Origin of the sequence: Pseudomonas sp. HY13-MNA-CIBAN-0226 (genome assembly GCF_040310305.1) — a bacterium.
Classification (GTDB): Bacteria; Pseudomonadota; Gammaproteobacteria; order Pseudomonadales; family Pseudomonadaceae; genus Aquipseudomonas; species Aquipseudomonas gregormendelii.
Genome location: NZ_JBEOPS010000026.1, coordinates 1 through 16,545, shown reverse-complemented (window position 1 = coordinate 16,545; position 16,545 = coordinate 1). Strand labels below are relative to the sequence as shown.

Here is a 16,545-nt window from a genome sequence, read left to right as displayed (position 1 = left end):
AAGGCTGCGATCTTTTGATCTTGGTTGTTCAAATCAAAAGATCGCAGCCTCGTTTCACTCGACAGCTCCTACAGATCATCGGTGTAGGGGCGGGCGCGAGCCGGCCGGCCCCCCATAGTTGATCGGTGCCGGTTTCAAGATTTGCGTTCATTTTCGGGCTAGCATTGGCCCATGCCTTCATCACTGTTTTCGTTTCGGACTGCCCTCCATGACTGCCCATCGAATTGGTTTCCTGATTTGGCCCAGCACTAAAGCACTGACGCTTGCGCTGGCTGAGGAGGCCTTGCGTGTTGCCCAGCGTGTGCATCCGGACGTTGTCTACGAGCTGTCGTTCCTGCAGGCCGAACCGCCGACCGAAGGCGCCTGGCAATTGCCGGGCGAGCCTTGGGCCGGCAAGCTGGAAAACTTCCAGAAACTGTTTCTGCTCGCTGACGAGCCGCCGACCACCCTCGCGCCGGCCCTCAGCAGTTCGTTGAAACAATTGGTGCGCGCCGGTTGTGTCATTGGTGGCCTGTCTGCCGGTGTCTACCCGTTGGCGCAGTTGGGTTTGCTCGACGGTTATCGGGCCGCCGTGCACTGGCGCTGGCAGGACGATTTCGCCGAGCGCTTCCCGAAAGTCATCGCCACCAGTCATCTGTTCGACTGGGATCGCGATCGCCTCACCGCGTGCGGCGGCCTTTCGGTACTCGACCTGCTGCTGGCGGTATTGGCCCGTGATCACGGTGCGGAACTGGCCGGTGCGGTTTCCGAGGAACTGGTGGTCGAGCGTATTCGCGAAGGCGGTGAGCGCCAGCGCATTCCGCTGCAGAACCGCCTGGGCTCCAGCCATCCGAAGCTGACCCAGGCCGTGTTGCTGATGGAGGCCAACATCGAAGAGCCGCTAACCACCGACGAAATCGCCCAGCATGTGTGCGTGTCCCGTCGGCAGCTGGAGCGCATCTTCAAGCAATACCTCAATCGCGTGCCCAGCCAGTACTACCTGGAACTGCGGCTTAACAAGGCCCGGCAGATGCTGATGCAGACCAGCAAGTCGATCATTCAGATCGGCCTGTCCTGCGGTTTCTCCTCGGGGCCGCATTTCTCCAGCGCCTACCGCAACTTCTTCGGTGCCACGCCACGGGAAGATCGCAACCAGCGGCGCAGCAGCAGCCCGTTCGAATTGTCGTCGGTGCCTTCCGAGCGCGGCTAGCTCCAGCGCCCGTTGATCGGTCACTATCCCCTGTAGGAGCTGCCGCAGGCTGCGATCTTTTGATCTTGAAAAATCACAATCAAAAGATCGCAGCCTGCGGCAGCTCCTACAGAGCATCGGTTTGCGCAGTACTGCCTATAAGCACGCTCGACAGTTTAAACTGCGCCTTTGCGAAGCTATATGTCGCATTGCCGTAAACCCGGTTGAAACCGGGGTTTGCGCTATAAGAAGTTGTCGCTTGGCGGCAAGGCCAGGGCGAAAACTCTCCCTACAATCCCCCCATCGCTCGCCAGTTCCAGGCGGGTGTTCCTCTTCAGGAGACTCCGATGTCCGTTGAGCACGCTGCGGTAGAACGCGCCGATTTTGACCAGGTAATGGTTCCCAACTATGCGCCTGCCGCATTCATTCCGGTGCGTGGCGCCGGTTCCCGCGTGTGGGACCAGTCCGGCCGCGAGTTGATCGACTTTGCTGGCGGGATTGCCGTTAACGTATTGGGCCACGCTCATCCAGCGCTGGTCGGTGCCCTGACAGAGCAGGCGAACAAGCTATGGCACGTGTCCAACGTGTTCACCAACGAGCCGGCCCTGCGCCTGGCGCATAAACTGATCGACGCCACCTTTGCCGAGCGCGTGTTCTTCTGCAACTCCGGTGCCGAGGCCAACGAGGCCGCGTTCAAGCTGGCGCGTCGCGTCGCGTTTGATCGTTTTGGTAGCGAGAAGTACGAAATTATCGCGGCGCTGAACAGCTTCCACGGCCGCACCCTGTTCACCGTCAACGTCGGTGGCCAGTCCAAGTATTCCGATGGCTTTGGTCCGAAGATCACCGGTATCACCCACGTGCCTTACAACGACCTGGCCGCTTTGAAAGCGGCGGTGTCTGACAAGACTTGTGCAGTGGTGCTGGAGCCGATCCAGGGCGAGGGCGGCGTGCTGCCGGCCGAACTGGCTTACCTGCAAGGCGCCCGCGAGCTGTGCAACGAGCACGACGCGCTGCTGGTGTTCGACGAAGTGCAAACCGGCATGGGCCGCAGCGGCAAGCTGTTCGCCTACCAGCATTACGGCGTGACGCCGGACATCCTGACCAGCGCCAAGAGCCTGGGCGGCGGTTTCCCGATCGCGGCGATGCTGACGACCGAAGCGCTGGCCAAGCACCTGGTGGTCGGCACCCACGGCACCACCTACGGCGGCAACCCGCTGGCCTGTGCGGTCGCCGAAGCGGTGATCGACGTGATCAACACCCCTGAAGTGCTGGCTGGCGTGAATGCCAAGCACGACAAGTTCAAGGCGCGCCTTGAGCAGATCGGCGAGAAGTACGGCCTGTTCACCCAGGTGCGTGGCTTGGGGCTGCTGATTGGCTGCGTGCTGAATGACGCCTGGAAAGGCAAGGCCAAGGACATCTTCAACGCTGCCGAGAAAGAAGGCCTGATGATTCTGCAGGCGGGCCCGGACGTGATTCGTTTCGCCCCGAGCCTGGTGGTTGAAGATGCCGATATCGATGCCGGCCTGGATCGTTTCGAACGCGCTGCGGCGAAGTTGACGCAAGCCTGATAGACCTTCGGCGCCTGAGCGTTCAGGCGTCGATCCCAATTTTTATGCCGGACCGAATCAAACTGTGGGAGCCAGCCTGCTGGCGATGAGGGCCTGACAGCCAACATCATTGTTGCCTGACAGGACGCTATCGCCAGCAGGCTGGCTCCCACAGTTGACTCTGAGTTGTTTCAGGGATGGCCCGGGATTTTTTCTTTTGTAAGTTCTGAGATTAAGGAGTGACACCATGCTGGTGATGCGCCCCGCGCAAATGGCTGATCTGGGCGAGGTACAGCGTCTGGCTGCGGACAGCCCGATTGGTGTCACTTCCTTGCCGGATGACGTTGAACGCCTGAGCGAGAAGATTGCTGCGAGCGAAGCGTCGTTTGCCGCCGAAGTGAGCTTCAACGGCGAGGAAACCTATTTCTTCGTCCTCGAAGACACCGCCACCGGCAAGCTGGTCGGCTGTTCGGCCATCGTGGCCTCGGCCGGTTATTCGGAACCCTTCTACAGCTTTCGCAATGAAACCTTCGTGCACGCTTCCCGCGAGCTGAAGATTCATAACAAGATTCACGTGTTGTCCCAGTGCCACGACCTGACCGGCAACAGCTTGCTCACCAGCTTCTACGTGCAGCGTGAGTTGGTGGGTTCGCCCTGGGCCGAGCTTAACTCCCGTGGTCGCCTGTTGTTCGTGGCCAGCCATCCGGAGCGTTTTGCCGATTCCGTGGTAACCGAGATCGTCGGCTATAGCGACGAGAACGGCGACTCGCCATTCTGGGATGCCATCGGGCGTAACTTCTTCGACCTCAACTATGCCGAAGCCGAGCGCCTGTGCGGGCTGAAAAGCCGCACCTTCCTCGCTGAACTGATGCCGCATTACCCGATCTACGTGCCGTTGCTGCCGGACACCGCCCAGGAGGCGATGGGCCAGGTGCACCCGCGGGCGCAGATCACGTTCGACATCCTGATGCGCGAAGGCTTCGAGACCGATCATTACATCGATATTTTCGACGGCGGCCCAACCCTGCATGCGCGCGTCTCGGGGATCCGCTCCATCGCCCAGAGCCGTGTGGTACCGGTGAAAATCGGCGAGCCGGCCAAAGGTGTCGGGCGCCAGTACCTGGTGGCCAATGCCCAGTTGCAGGATTACCGCGCCGTATTGCTTGAGCTCGATTATGCGCCGGGCAAACCCGTGACCCTGGACCTGGAAACAGCCGAGGCCCTGGGTGTCGGTGAAGGTGCCAGCGTGCGCCTGGTAGCGGTTTAACCCCGCTGCCGCGCCTGGAAAGAATTGCCTAGATAGCAGCGAAGTTTCGCGGGTGGCGCAAGCGGCCCGACTGAGGAGATAGCATGATCGTTCGTCCCGTAAGCAGCAGCGATTTACCCGCTCTGATCGAGCTGGCCCGCAGCACTGGCACCGGCCTGACCACCTTGCCGGCCAACGAAGAGCGGCTGGCCCACCGGGTCGGCTGGGCCGAGAAGACCTTTCGCGGAGAAGCCGGGCGGGGCGATGCGGACTACCTGTTCGTGCTCGAAGATGACAGCGGTCGCGTGGTGGGCATTTCCGCCATCGCCGGCGCGGTCGGCCTGCGTGAGCCCTGGTACAACTTCCGGGTTGGCCTGACGGTCAGCGCTTCGCAAGAGCTGAACATCTATCGCGAGATTCCGACGCTGTTCCTGGCCAACGACCTGACCGGCAACTCCGAGCTGTGCTCGCTGTTCCTGCATGCCGATTACCGCAACGGCCTCAACGGACGCATGCTGGCCAAGGCGCGGATGCTGTTCATCGCCGAATTCCCGCAGCTGTTTGGCAACAAGATCATTGCCGAGATGCGCGGCATGTCCGACGAAGCCGGGCGCTCGCCGTTCTGGGAAAGCCTGGGGCGGCATTTCTTCAAGATGGAATTCAGCCAGGCGGACTACCTGACCGGCGTTGGCAACAAGGCCTTCATCGCCGAACTGATGCCCAAATTTCCGTTGTACACCTGCTTCCTGTCGCCGGACGCGCGCAACATCATCGGCCAGGTTCATCCGGACACCGAGCCGGCACTGGCCATGCTCAAGAGCGAAGGTTTCAGCTACCAGGGCTACGTCGACATCTTCGACGCAGGCCCGGCAGTGGAGTGCGAAACCACGAAGATCCGCGCGGTGCGCGACAGCCAGCCGCTGGTGCTGGCCATCGGCACCCCGGGTGACGACGCCACGCCTTTCCTGATTCACAACCGCAAGCGCGAGGACTGCCGGATCACTGCCGCTCCCGCACGCTTCGCCGCCGGCACCCTGGTGGTCGACCCGCTGACCGCCAAACGCCTTCAACTCAACGCCGGCGACCAGGTGCGCGCCGTTCCGTTGTCCGCTGCACGGGAGTCGAAATAATGAATTCGCTATACATTGCAGGTGAGTGGCTGTCTGGCCAGGGCGAAGCGTTCCAGTCGCTGAACCCGGTGACCCAGCAAGTGCTTTGGTCCGGTGAAGGCGCGAGCGCTGCCCAAGTGGAATCCGCCGTCCAAGCCGCGCGCCAGGCGTTCCCGGGCTGGGCTCGGCGCACCCTGGACGAGCGCATCAGTGTGCTGGAGGCCTTCGCCGCCGCGTTGAAAAATCACGCTGACGAGCTGGCACGGACCATCGGCGAAGAAACCGGCAAACCGCTGTGGGAATCGGCGACCGAAGTGACCAGCATGGTCAACAAGATTGCCATCTCGATTCAGAGCTATCGTGAGCGTACCGGTGAGAAGAGCAGCCCTCTGGGCGACGCAACTGCCGTGCTGCGCCACAAGCCACACGGCGTGGTCGCGGTGTTCGGGCCTTACAACTTCCCCGGTCACCTGCCCAACGGCCACATCGTCCCAGCCTTGCTCGCGGGTAACAGCGTGCTGTTCAAGCCGAGCGAGCTGACGCCGAAAGTCGCCGAACTGACGGTCAAATGCTGGATCGAAGCCGGCCTGCCGGCTGGCGTGTTGAACCTGCTGCAGGGCGCTCGCGAAACCGGGATTGCCCTGGCGGCGAACCCTGGCATCGACGGCCTGTTCTTCACCGGTTCGAGCCGCACCGGTAATCACCTGCATCAGCAATTTGCCGGTCGGCCTGACAAGATCCTGGCGCTGGAGATGGGCGGTAACAATCCACTGGTGGTTGACCAGGTGGCTGACCTGGATGCGGCGGTCTACACCATCATCCAGTCGGCATTCATTTCTGCCGGTCAGCGTTGCACCTGCGCGCGCCGACTGCTGGTGCCCCAGGGCGCCTGGGGCGACTCGTTGCTGGCACGCTTGGTGGCGGTGACTTCGACCATCGAAGTGGGCGCTTTTGATCAGCAACCGGCGCCGTTCATGGGCTCGGTGATTTCCCTGGCTGCGGCCAAGTCCCTGATGGATGCCCAGGCGCATCTGCTGGCAAATGGCGCCATGGCGCTGCTGGAAATGACCCAGCCACAGGCTCAGGCTGCCTTGCTGACCCCAGGCATTTTGGATGTAACGGCCGTGGCCGAGCGTCCTGACGAAGAACTGTTCGGCCCGTTGCTGCAAGTGATTCGCTACGCTGATTTCGAAGCGGCGATCGCCGAGGCCAACGACACCGAATACGGCCTTGCCGCCGGCTTGCTCTCGGACTCCGAAGCGCGTTACCAGCAGTTCTGGCTGGAAAGCCGGGCCGGTATCGTCAACTGGAACAAGCAGCTGACCGGTGCGGCCAGCAGTGCGCCGTTCGGCGGGGTGGGTGCCTCGGGTAACCATCGTGCCAGCGCCTATTACGCGGCAGATTACTGCGCGTACCCGGTGGCATCGCTGGAAACGCCGAGCCTGACCTTGCCTGCCGCCCTCACGCCTGGCGTGAAAATGGCGTGATGCCAATCGCCAGCAGGCTGGCTCCCACAGGTTCGGTGGTGTTTACACACTGTGTGTACGACGTAATCCCTGTGGGAGCCAGCCTGCTGGCGATGGCCACGCCTCGGTCTCAAATCCGGTTACTGAAGCCTAACAACAGAATTCTCGTGGAGCCTCGCTGATGAAATCCTATGAAGTCAATTTTGACGGTCTAGTGGGGCCGACCCATAACTACGGCGGCCTGTCCTACGGCAACGTCGCGTCCCAGAGCAACAGCCAGCAGTGTTCGAACCCGAAGGAAGCTGCGCTGCAAGGCCTGGCGAAAATGAAAGCGCTGATGGAAATGGGCTTTCAGCAAGGTGTCCTCGCCCCTCAGGAACGGCCAGACGTAGCAGCCCTGCGGCGCCTGGGCTTCGGCGGCACCGATGCGCAAGTGATTGAGCGCGCCGCCAAGGACGCGATGCCCTTGCTGGTCGCCAGTTGCTCGGCCTCGAGCATGTGGGTGGCCAACGCCGCCACCGTCAGCCCGAGCGCCGACACCGCCGACGGTCGAGTGCACTTCACCGCCGCCAACCTCAACTGCAAATATCACCGCAGCATCGAACACCCGACCACCAGTCGCGTACTGGGGGCGATGTTCGCTGATCAGCAGCACTTCGCTCACCACGCCGCATTGCCGGCCGTGGCGCAGTTCGGCGATGAAGGTGCGGCCAACCACACGCGTTTCTGCCGTGAATACGGCGAAGCCGGCGTCGAGTTTTTCGTGTTCGGCCGCAGTGCCTTCGACACCCGTTACCCGGCTCCGCAGAAGTACCCGGCACGCCAGACCCTCGAGGCTTCCCAGGCGGTCGCCCGCTTGCACGGTCTGAGTGACGACGCGGTGGTCTACGGTCAGCAGAACCCTTCGGTGATCGATCAGGGCGTGTTCCATAACGACGTGATCGCGGTCGGTAACGGCGAGGTGCTGTTCTATCACGAGGACGCGTTCCTCGACACCGAACAGATGCTCGCCGAGCTGCACGGAAAGCTCGCCAAGGCAGGCGGGAATTTTCAGGCGATCTGTGTACCGCGTTCTGCGGTCACCGTGGAAGACGCCGTTCGGTCCTACCTGTTCAACAGCCAGTTGCTGACCCGTCCCGACGGCTCGATGTTGTTGATCGTGCCGGAAGAATGCCGTGGCAATGAGCGGGTATGGCAATACCTGCAGGGCCTGACCAGTTCGGGCGGGCTGATCCGTGAAGTCAAAGTCTTCGATTTGAAACAAAGCATGCAAAACGGCGGTGGCCCTGCTTGCCTGAGGTTGCGCGTCGCGCTGAATGAAACGGAACTGGCGGCGGTCAATCCAGGCGTTATCATGACGGCACCGTTGTACGGCTCGCTGACCGAATGGGTCGACAAGCACTACCGCGACCGCATGGCCGAGAGCGATCTTGCGGACCCGCAATTGCTGCTTGAATGCCGGACGGCACTGGATGAACTGACGCAAATCCTTAAACTGGGCGCGGTTTATCCATTCCAGATCAATTGAAAGTCGGCGCTGCATGCGCCGCTTCATCTCCTTTAGAGAGCGTAAAAAAACATGAGCGATACCCTGCAGCTGATCCTTGAAGACACCGACGGCACGCAACTGGAAACGTCCTGCACCCGCGTCGCGGTCATGTGGCAAGGCAAAGAGCTGTGGATCCAGCAGGATGGTCGTGGCCAGTTGCTGATCGGTGTGGACGTCGAAGAAGGTGACGCCGAATACGCCAACCTGCTGCTGCGCCCATTGGCGACTAATCTGGTAAGTCTGCAACTGGAAATGGAACCGGCTGACCTCGGCGACGACGAGGAACACGTGCACGGCCCGGATTGCAATCACGACCATTAAGGAAGTCGCTCTATGCTCGCCCTCGGCAAACTGCTTGAACTGACCCTCGCCGGCCGCGAACCGGCGGAGAAGACTCAACTGACTGTCGAAGGCGTGCGGATGCGCTGGTTGAGCGAGGGGGCGCTGGAAGTCCGGCCCCCCGAAGCTCGCGACAACGGCCTGGACCTGCTGCTGTCAGCCGGTATCCATGGCAACGAAACAGCGCCGATCGAGCTGCTCGATCGCCTGTTGCATGACATCGCCCGCGGCGACTTGAAGCCGCGCGCCCGTATTCTGTTCCTGTTCGGCAACCCGGAAGCGATTCGCAAGGGCGAGCGCTTTATCGAGCAGGACGTCAATCGGCTGTTCAACGGCCGTCACGAACAAAGCAGCGGTTGCGAAGCCCTGCGCGCCTGTGAGCTGGAGCGTTTGGCCGCGAGCTTTTTCAGCCTGCCCGACCGCGAGCGCCTGCACTACGACCTGCACACCGCCATTCGCGGCTCGAAGATCGAACAGTTCGCCCTGTACCCCTGGAAGGAAGGTCGCCAGCATTCGCGCAAGGAGCTGGCGCGTTTGCGCGCGGCGGGAATGGAGGCGGTGTTGCTGCAGAACAAGCCGTCGATCGTGTTCAGCTCGTTCACCTACGACAAGCTGGGCGCCGAGTCTTTCACCCTGGAGTTGGGCAAGGCGCGACCGTTCGGGCACAACGACGGGGTCAATGTCGATCGCCTGGAGACACGTCTCAAGCAAATTATCGAAGGCAAGGAGCCCGAGCTGGCCGATGACTCTTTGGACGGCCTGCAGCTGTTCAGCGTGGCACGGGAAATCATCAAGCACAGCGACAGCTTCCGCTTGAACCTGCCCGCGGACGTCGAGAATTTCTCGGAATTGGAAGTGGGTTACTTGCTGGCCGAAGACATCGCCCAGACCCGCTGGATCATCGAGGAGGAGGGTGCCCGGATCATCTTCCCCAACCCCAAGGTCAAGAACGGCCTGCGCGCCGGTATCCTGATCGTGCCGACGACCGACGAAAACCTGGCCTGACACGGTCCCTGTAGGAGCTGCCGAAGGCTGCGATCTTTTGATCTTGCTCTTTTCAGATCAAAAGATCGCAGCCTCGTTGCACTCGTCAGCTCCTACGGGGTTCGGTGTTTAGACGGCCAACGCCCGCGGCTCAGCGCGACGCAGCGCGCGGATCTTATGCAGTGTGTCGGCACAAGTCTTCGCCGCTTCCTGGCCCTTGTGCACAAAGTGCTCAAAGAAAAACTTGTGGTGCTCCTCGCCCGCGTGGAAGTGGTGCGGGGTCAGCGACACCGAGAACACGGGTACTTCGGTTTCCAGTTGAACCTGCATCAGACCACTGACCACCGATTGGGCGACGAACTCGTGACGGTAGATACCGCCGTCCACCACCAGGGCTGCGGCGACGATGCCGGCATAACGGCCGGTCTTGGCCAGCAACTTGGCGTGCAGGGGCATTTCAAACGCGCCGCCCACTTCGAAGAAGTCGATGTCTGATTCCTGGTAACCCTGGGCAATCATTTCGGCCAGGAAACCTTTACGGCTCTGGTCGACGATATCTTTGTGCCAGCAGGCCTGGATGAACGCGACGCGCTCGCCCTGATGGTTTTTGCTTTTGCTGTCGATTGCGGTGGGTTGCATGTTCTGACTCCTGTTTGTGTGAAAAACAGGGCATATGAATCGAATGGGATTTAAGGGTGCGCACGCTCGCACGAATGCCCGCGGACGGCCCTTTGGCGCCAATCCCGTTCTCTCTTCATCCGGACTATGACCGTCGGCCCCGGGATCACACCGGGTCTGCTGACCTTGCCGCCAGTACCGCCGAAGCCGGGACTGCCACCAAGCGCTCGCGGGCTATGCGCGTTGCGCGCAATTACCGCCGGTGGGGAGTTGCACCCCGCCCTGAGAACGTTTGCCGCCATAAAAGTTGGCGGCGCAGCGTTTTTAACACAATTTTTTGCGTGGCGCATAGCCAAAGTCGACGCGTAACCCTGTGGGAGCGGGCTTGCCCGCGATAGCGGTGTGTCAGCCTTCGACCCTATCGACTGACAGTCGGCTATCGCGGGCAAGCCCGCTCCCACAGGGTTTGTGTTTTTTCCCACACTAGGGTTGATTATTCGTCCACATGACCGCAGTAATCCCTGTCTGAAAGGGATTTCCCCTGCTTACCGAGGCCGGATTCATGAGCGTTATCGATCTTCGCAGCGACACCGTCACCCAACCGACCGCCGCCATGCTCGAGGCGATGACACGCGCCGCGACGGGTGACGACGTGTACGGCGAAGATCCGACGGTCAATCAACTGGAAGCCGAGCTGGCCAGGCGCCTGGGTTTTGCCGCCGCGCTGTTCGTCCCCACCGGCACCATGAGCAATCTGCTGGGGCTGTTGGCGCATTGTGAGCGCGGCGACGAATACATCGTTGGCCAGCAGGCCCACACCTACAAATACGAAGGGGGCGGGGCGGCCGTGCTGGGATCGATCCAGCCACAACCGCTGGAAGTCCAAGCCGATGGCTCGCTGGACCTGGCCGATGTCGCCGCAGCGATCAAACCGGACGACTTCCATTTCGCCCGCACCCGCTTGCTGGCCCTGGAAAACACCATGCAGGGCAAAGTCCTGCCCCTGGAATACCTGGCGCGGGCCCGGGCTTTTACCCGTGAACACGGCCTTGCCCTGCACCTGGATGGCGCGCGGCTGTACAACGCTGCGGTCAAGCTGGGGGTGGACGCCCAGGAGATCACCCGGCATTTTGATTCGGTTTCGGTATGCCTGTCCAAAGGCCTGGGCGCGCCGGTCGGTTCGGTGCTGTGTGGCTCGGTCGAGCTGATCGGCAAGGCGCGGCGACTGCGCAAGATGGTCGGCGGTGGCATGCGCCAGGCCGGGCTGCTGGCGGCGGCGGGGCTGTATGCTCTGGACAACAACGTTCAGCGCCTGGCCGACGACCATGCCAACGCACAGTGGCTGGCCGACGGGCTGGTCAAGGCGGGTTATGCCGTCGAGCCCGTACAGACCAACATGGTGTATGTGCAGATGGGCGACCGTGCCGAGGCCTTCAAGGCCTTTGCCGCTGAGCGCGGTATCCGCCTCAGCGCTGCCGGGCGGCTTAGAATGGTCACGCACATGGACGTCGACCGCGCCGGGATCGAACAGGTGATCGCGGCATTCGTCGAGTTTTCACGCAACTGACAGCGTTAGCCGTCCAATTGACCGTTTCTATCGTATAAACACGCTGTACCCCGCGCGCAGGGCCGATATAATGCGGCCCTTTGCCGTCGCTTCGTCTGTTGACGTTTCGAACAGGCCTTTGGCCGCAGCCTCCGTGGAAGAACCTAATGAAAAGCGCAGAAATCCGTGAAGCCTTCCTTCGCTTCTTCGAAGAGCAAGGCCACACCCGTGTAGCCTCCAGCTCTTTGATTCCGGGCAACGACCCAACCCTGCTGTTCACTAACGCGGGGATGAACCAGTTCAAGGACTGCTTCCTGGGCCAGGAAAAACGTGCGTACACCCGTGCGACCAGCAGCCAGAAGTGCGTGCGCGCCGGTGGCAAGAACAGTGACCTGGAAAACGTCGGTTATACCGCCCGTCACCACACGTTCTTCGAAATGCTCGGTAACTTCAGCTTCGGTGACTATTTCAAGCACGACGCGATCACCTTTGCCTGGACCTTCCTGACCGGCGTGCTGAAGCTGCCAAAGGAAAAGCTTTGGGTCACTGTCTACGCCTCCGATGACGAAGCGTATGACATCTGGACCAAAGAAATCGGCGTGCCGGTCGAGCGCATGATCCGTATCGGCGACAACAAAGGCGCGCCGTACGCGTCAGACAACTTCTGGACCATGGGCGATACCGGCCCGTGCGGCCCTTGCACCGAGATTTTCTACGATCACGGCGACCACATCTGGGGCGGCCCACCGGGCTCTCCTGAAGAAGACGGCGACCGTTACATCGAGATCTGGAACAACGTGTTCATGCAGTTCAACCGCACCGCCGATGGCGTGTTGCATCCGTTGCCAGCACCGTCGGTGGATACCGGCATGGGCCTGGAGCGGATCAGTGCGGTGATGCAGCACGTCAATTCCAACTATGACATCGACCTGTTCAAGAACCTGCTCAAGGCATCGGCTGAGGCCATCGGCTGCGAGAATGGCGATCAGTCGTCGCTCAAGGTTGTTTCCGACCACATTCGGTCGTGCGGTTTCCTGATCGCCGATGGCGTGCTGCCGTCCAACGAAGGTCGTGGCTATGTGCTGCGTCGCATCATTCGTCGTGCCTGCCGCCACGGTAACAAGCTGGGCGCGACCGGCAGCTTCTTCTACAAGATCGTCGCGGCGCTGGTCGCCGAGATGGGCGAAGCGTTCCCGGAACTGAAGAAGCAGCAGGACAACATCGAGCGCGTGCTCAAGGCCGAAGAAGAGCAGTTCTCCAAGACCCTGGAGCACGGCCTGAAGATTCTCGAGCAGGATCTGCTGGAACTCAAAGGCACCGTGGTGCCGGGCGATGTGGTGTTCAAGCTGTACGACACCTACGGTTTCCCGATGGACCTGACCGCGGATATCGCTCGCGAACGCAACCTGACCGTTGACGAAGCCGGCTTCGAGCGCGAAATGGAAGCCCAGCGCGTCCGTGCACGTTCCGCCAGTTCGTTCGGTCTGGACTACAACACCCTGGTCAAGGTTGACGTAGCCACCGAGTTCACCGGCTACAAGGCCACCAGCGGTTCGGCAAAAATTGTCGCCATCTATAAAGACGGCCAGTCGGTCGACGTATTGAGTGAAGGTCAGGAGGCGGTCGTCGTCCTCAACCAGACGCCTTTTTACGCTGAATCTGGCGGCCAGATCGGCGACTGCGGTTTCCTCCAGGCGGGCGAGGCACGTTTCGACGTGCGCGACACCACCAAGACTGGCGGTGCGTTCCTGCATCACGGTGTCCTGGCATCGGGCAGCCTGACCATTGGCGCGCCGGTAGAGACTCACGTCGATGCCGAAGTCCGTCACGCCACGGCGCTGAACCATTCGGCCACGCACTTGCTGCACGCCGCCCTGCGCCAGGTGCTGGGCGAGCACGTCCAGCAGAAGGGTTCGCTGGTCGACAGTCAGCGCCTGCGCTTTGACTTCAGCCACTTCGAAGCCATCAAGCCTGAGCAGTTGAAAGCGCTGGAAGACATCGTCAACGCCGAGATCCGCAAGAACTCCGCAGTTGAAACCGAAGAAACCGATATCGAAACCGCCAAGCAGAAAGGCGCCATGGCGCTGTTCGGCGAGAAGTACGGCGATAACGTGCGCGTGCTGAGCATGGGCGGGGCTTTCTCCGTCGAGCTGTGTGGCGGCATCCATGCCAACCGCACCGGCGACATCGGCCTGCTGAAAATCATCAGCGAAGGCGGTGTGGCTTCCGGTGTGCGACGCATCGAAGCGGTCACGGGCGCTGCCGCACTGGCGTACCTGAACGCTGCTGAAGAACAACTCAAGGAAGCGGCCAACCTGGTCAAGGGCAGCCGCGATAACCTGATCGACAAGCTGTCGGCTGTGCTGGAGCGCAACCGTCTGCTGGAAAAGCAACTCGAGCAGTTGCAGGCCAAGGCAGCCAGCGCGGCGGGCGACGATCTGTCGGCCTCCGCCCTGGACGTCAAGGGTGTGAAAGTGCTGGCCGTGCGTCTGGACGGCCAGGATGGCAAGGCGCTGCTGGCGCTGGTCGATCAACTGAAAAACAAACTCGGCCGCGCAGTGATCCTGCTCGGCAGTGTCCATGAGGAAAAGGTCGTTCTGGTTGCAGGCGTAACCAAAGACCTGACTGGCCAACTCAAAGCCGGTGATTTGATGAAGCAAGCCGCTGCAGCAGTGGGCGGGAAGGGCGGTGGTCGTCCAGACATGGCGCAAGGCGGTGGTACTGACGCTGGCGCACTGGATGCGGCCCTGGCCCTGACTGTTCCATTTGTAGAGCAGGGTTTATAAGGCAGGGTGTCCGGCCCGTTGTCTAGTGGCGGGCCGGCGCGCTGTTTGAGTGATTATTTGGGCGCCCTTCATGGGCAGAGGCGGCTTTGAAATGGCTTTGATCGTACAGAAATTTGGAGGCACCTCGGTCGGCACTGTCGAGAGAATCGAGCAGGTCGCCGACAAGGTTAAGAAATTCCGCGATGCCGGCGATGACCTGGTGGTTGTGCTGTCTGCAATGAGCGGCGAGACCAACCGTCTGATCGATCTGGCCAAGCAAATCAGTGGCGACGGCCAACCGGTTCCCCGTGAGCTGGATGTGATCGTTTCCACTGGCGAGCAGGTGACGATTGCACTGTTGGCCATGGCGCTGATCAAGCGTGGCGTGCCAGCGGTGTCCTACACCGGCAACCAGGTGCGGATCCTGACGGACAGCGCGCACAACAAAGCGCGTATCTTGCAGATAGATGACCAGAAGATTCGCGGTGACCTGAAGGCCGGTCGCGTAGTCGTTGTCGCCGGTTTCCAGGGCGTCGACGAGCACGGCAACATCACCACCCTGGGTCGTGGCGGCTCCGACACCACCGGCGTGGCCCTGGCGGCAGCCCTGAAGGCTGACGAATGCCAGATCTACACCGACGTCGATGGCGTCTACACCACCGACCCGCGTGTGGTGTCCGTGGCTCAGCGCCTGGACAAGATTACCTTTGAAGAGATGCTGGAAATGGCCAGCCTCGGTTCCAAGGTGTTGCAGATCCGTGCGGTGGAATTCGCCGGCAAGTACAACGTTCCGCTGCGCGTACTGCACAGCTTCAAGGAGGGTCCGGGCACCCTCATTACTATTGATGAAGAGGAAACCATGGAACAGCCGATCATTTCCGGCATCGCTTTCAATCGCGATGAAGCCAAGCTGACCATCCGTGGCGTGCCAGACACCCCGGGTGTTGCGTTCAAGATCCTGGGCCCGATCAGTGCCGCGAACATCGAAGTCGACATGATCGTGCAGAACGTTGCGCACGATAACACCACCGACTTCACCTTCACCGTACACCGCAATGACTTCCAGGCCGCACAAACCGTGCTGGAGAACACCGCTCGCGAGATCGGTGCCCGTGAAGTGGTGGGCGACATCAAGATCGCCAAGGTCTCGATCGTCGGCGTCGGCATGCGCTCCCACGCAGGCGTAGCCAGCCGCATGTTCGAATCCCTGGCCAAGGAAAGCATCAACATCCAGATGATCTCGACTTCGGAAATCAAAGTTTCCGTAGTGATCGAAGAGAAGTACCTGGAACTGGCTGTGCGCGCTCTGCACACGGCTTTCGAACTGGACGCACCGGCTCGTCAAGGCGAGTGATGCGTTTGCCAACAGGCGCGGTCTGACCGCGCCTGCTGTTTTTTGAAAGGCGCGACTCAAGGCTGTTCTTTTGCTCGCGCTGGTCAATACTCAGGCATGTAGGGCTGCGACCTTTTCAGGTGGTAGGTCGAGTGCCTTTTTTTTGCAGACTGTTGTCCCTGAAATGAAATGCGTGAGGAGAAAGGTATGCTGATTCTGACTCGTCGGTGCGCAGAAAGCCTGATTATCGGTGATGGCGAAATCACCGTGACCGTGCTCGGCGTCAAAGGAAATCAAGTGCGTATCGGTGTCAACGCCCCGAAAGAGGTAGCGGTCCACCGTGAGGAAATTTACCTGCGTATAAAGAAAGAGAAGGACGAAGAACCAAGCCATTAATTTTTATCGCTTTTTATGTTTGCAAACGGGGAAGAAGCTGGTTAATATACGCCCCGTGTTGCGGAGAGCTGGCCGAGTGGCCGAAGGCGCTCCCCTGCTAAGGGAGTACACCTCAAAAGGGTGTCGGGGGTTCGAATCCCCCGTTCTCCGCCATTATTTGCGTAGTACGTTGTAATCTGGCTTTTTCGGTAAGTTGTTGAAATTACTAGAAAAAGTGTTTGACATAGAGATTAGACGGCCTATAATGCGCGGCAACAAATGCACTCGTAGCTCAGCTGGATAGAGTACTCGGCTACGAACCGAGCGGTCACAGGTTCGAATCCTGTCGAGTGCACCATTTAAGAGTTGTTTGCAGCAATGCGAATAACTTGGCTCCAACCAGTTGTGATCTGGTATAAAAACACAAATGCACTCGTAGCTCAGCTGGATAGAGTACTCGGCTACGAACCGAGCGGTCACAGGTTCGAATCCTGTCGAGT

The 16,545-nt window shown here is 60.6% G+C and carries 13 protein-coding genes, 2 tRNA genes and 1 riboswitch; of the genes, 14 read left to right on the top strand and 1 reads right to left on the bottom strand.

Annotated elements, in window-relative coordinates; translation table 11 throughout:
* The first annotated feature begins 208 nt into the window (after positions 1-208).
* The 8 genes from AAEZ05_RS24600 to astE all read left to right on the top strand — a co-directional run bounded on the left by AAEZ05_RS24600 (position 209) and on the right by astE (position 9,429).
* Positions 209-1,189 (top strand): GlxA family transcriptional regulator, encoded by a 981-nt coding sequence (locus tag AAEZ05_RS24600; protein WP_010457247.1) that lies wholly within the window; start codon positions 209-211, stop codon positions 1,187-1,189.
* Between the two features lie 326 nt (positions 1,190-1,515).
* A complete protein-coding gene (locus tag AAEZ05_RS24595) occupies positions 1,516-2,736 on the top strand; it encodes an aspartate aminotransferase family protein (protein ID WP_045057452.1) in 1,221 nt (406 codons plus the stop codon).
* Positions 2,737-2,962: 226 nt separating this feature from the next.
* The gene (aruF, locus tag AAEZ05_RS24590; protein WP_350649299.1) at positions 2,963-3,982 is read left to right on the top strand and encodes an arginine/ornithine succinyltransferase subunit alpha; all 1,020 of its coding nucleotides are present in this window, start codon (positions 2,963-2,965) and stop codon (positions 3,980-3,982) included.
* An 83-nt stretch (positions 3,983-4,065) separates the two neighbouring features.
* Positions 4,066-5,091: an arginine N-succinyltransferase gene (astA, locus tag AAEZ05_RS24585; protein WP_350649297.1), complete on the top strand. Its 1,026-nt coding sequence runs from the start codon at positions 4,066-4,068 to the stop codon at positions 5,089-5,091.
* Positions 5,088-6,557 carry a succinylglutamate-semialdehyde dehydrogenase gene (astD, locus tag AAEZ05_RS24580; RefSeq protein ID WP_177328519.1) on the top strand — a complete coding sequence of 490 codons (1,470 nt, stop codon included), beginning with the start codon at positions 5,088-5,090 and terminating at the stop codon, positions 6,555-6,557. Before astA ends, astD begins: the two co-directional genes overlap by 4 nt.
* Positions 6,558-6,717: 160 nt before the next feature.
* The gene (astB, locus tag AAEZ05_RS24575) at positions 6,718-8,064 is read left to right on the top strand and encodes an N-succinylarginine dihydrolase (RefSeq protein WP_350600018.1); all 1,347 of its coding nucleotides are present in this window, start codon (positions 6,718-6,720) and stop codon (positions 8,062-8,064) included.
* A gap of 51 nt (positions 8,065-8,115) precedes the next feature.
* The gene (locus AAEZ05_RS24570) at positions 8,116-8,406 is read left to right on the top strand and encodes a hypothetical protein (protein WP_045057447.1); all 291 of its coding nucleotides are present in this window, start codon (positions 8,116-8,118) and stop codon (positions 8,404-8,406) included.
* Between the two features lie 12 nt (positions 8,407-8,418).
* Positions 8,419-9,429 carry a succinylglutamate desuccinylase gene (gene astE, locus AAEZ05_RS24565; RefSeq protein ID WP_045057446.1) on the top strand — a complete coding sequence of 337 codons (1,011 nt, stop codon included), beginning with the start codon at positions 8,419-8,421 and terminating at the stop codon, positions 9,427-9,429.
* A gap of 108 nt (positions 9,430-9,537) precedes the next feature.
* Here astE and AAEZ05_RS24560 read toward each other — a convergent pair whose 3' ends face one another.
* A complete protein-coding gene (locus AAEZ05_RS24560; protein WP_045057445.1) occupies positions 9,538-10,047 on the bottom strand; it encodes a 6,7-dimethyl-8-ribityllumazine synthase in 510 nt (169 codons plus the stop codon).
* Positions 10,048-10,149: 102 nt separating this feature from the next.
* Positions 10,150-10,320: riboswitch (FMN riboswitch) on the bottom strand.
* Positions 10,321-10,588: 268 nt separating this feature from the next.
* On the opposite strand from AAEZ05_RS24560, the gene ltaE reads away from it, so the two are divergent.
* The 6 genes from ltaE to AAEZ05_RS24530 all read left to right on the top strand — a co-directional run bounded on the left by ltaE (position 10,589) and on the right by AAEZ05_RS24530 (position 16,403).
* On the top strand, positions 10,589-11,593 hold the full coding sequence (ltaE, locus tag AAEZ05_RS24555) for a low-specificity L-threonine aldolase (protein WP_205892646.1): 1,005 nt from the start codon (positions 10,589-10,591) through the stop codon (positions 11,591-11,593).
* Between the two features lie 146 nt (positions 11,594-11,739).
* The gene (gene alaS, locus AAEZ05_RS24550; protein ID WP_350649294.1) at positions 11,740-14,358 is read left to right on the top strand and encodes an alanine--tRNA ligase; all 2,619 of its coding nucleotides are present in this window, start codon (positions 11,740-11,742) and stop codon (positions 14,356-14,358) included.
* Positions 14,359-14,449: 91 nt separating this feature from the next.
* Entirely contained in the window at positions 14,450-15,691 is a 1,242-nt protein-coding gene (locus AAEZ05_RS24545; protein ID WP_031319071.1) for an aspartate kinase, read from the top strand.
* A gap of 186 nt (positions 15,692-15,877) precedes the next feature.
* Positions 15,878-16,066 (top strand): carbon storage regulator CsrA, encoded by a 189-nt coding sequence (csrA, locus tag AAEZ05_RS24540; RefSeq protein ID WP_002554426.1) that lies wholly within the window; start codon positions 15,878-15,880, stop codon positions 16,064-16,066.
* Between the two features lie 62 nt (positions 16,067-16,128).
* Positions 16,129-16,219 (top strand) — tRNA-Ser (locus AAEZ05_RS24535).
* A gap of 107 nt (positions 16,220-16,326) precedes the next feature.
* A tRNA-Arg gene (locus tag AAEZ05_RS24530) sits at positions 16,327-16,403 on the top strand.
* The last annotated feature ends 142 nt before the right edge of the window (positions 16,404-16,545 follow it).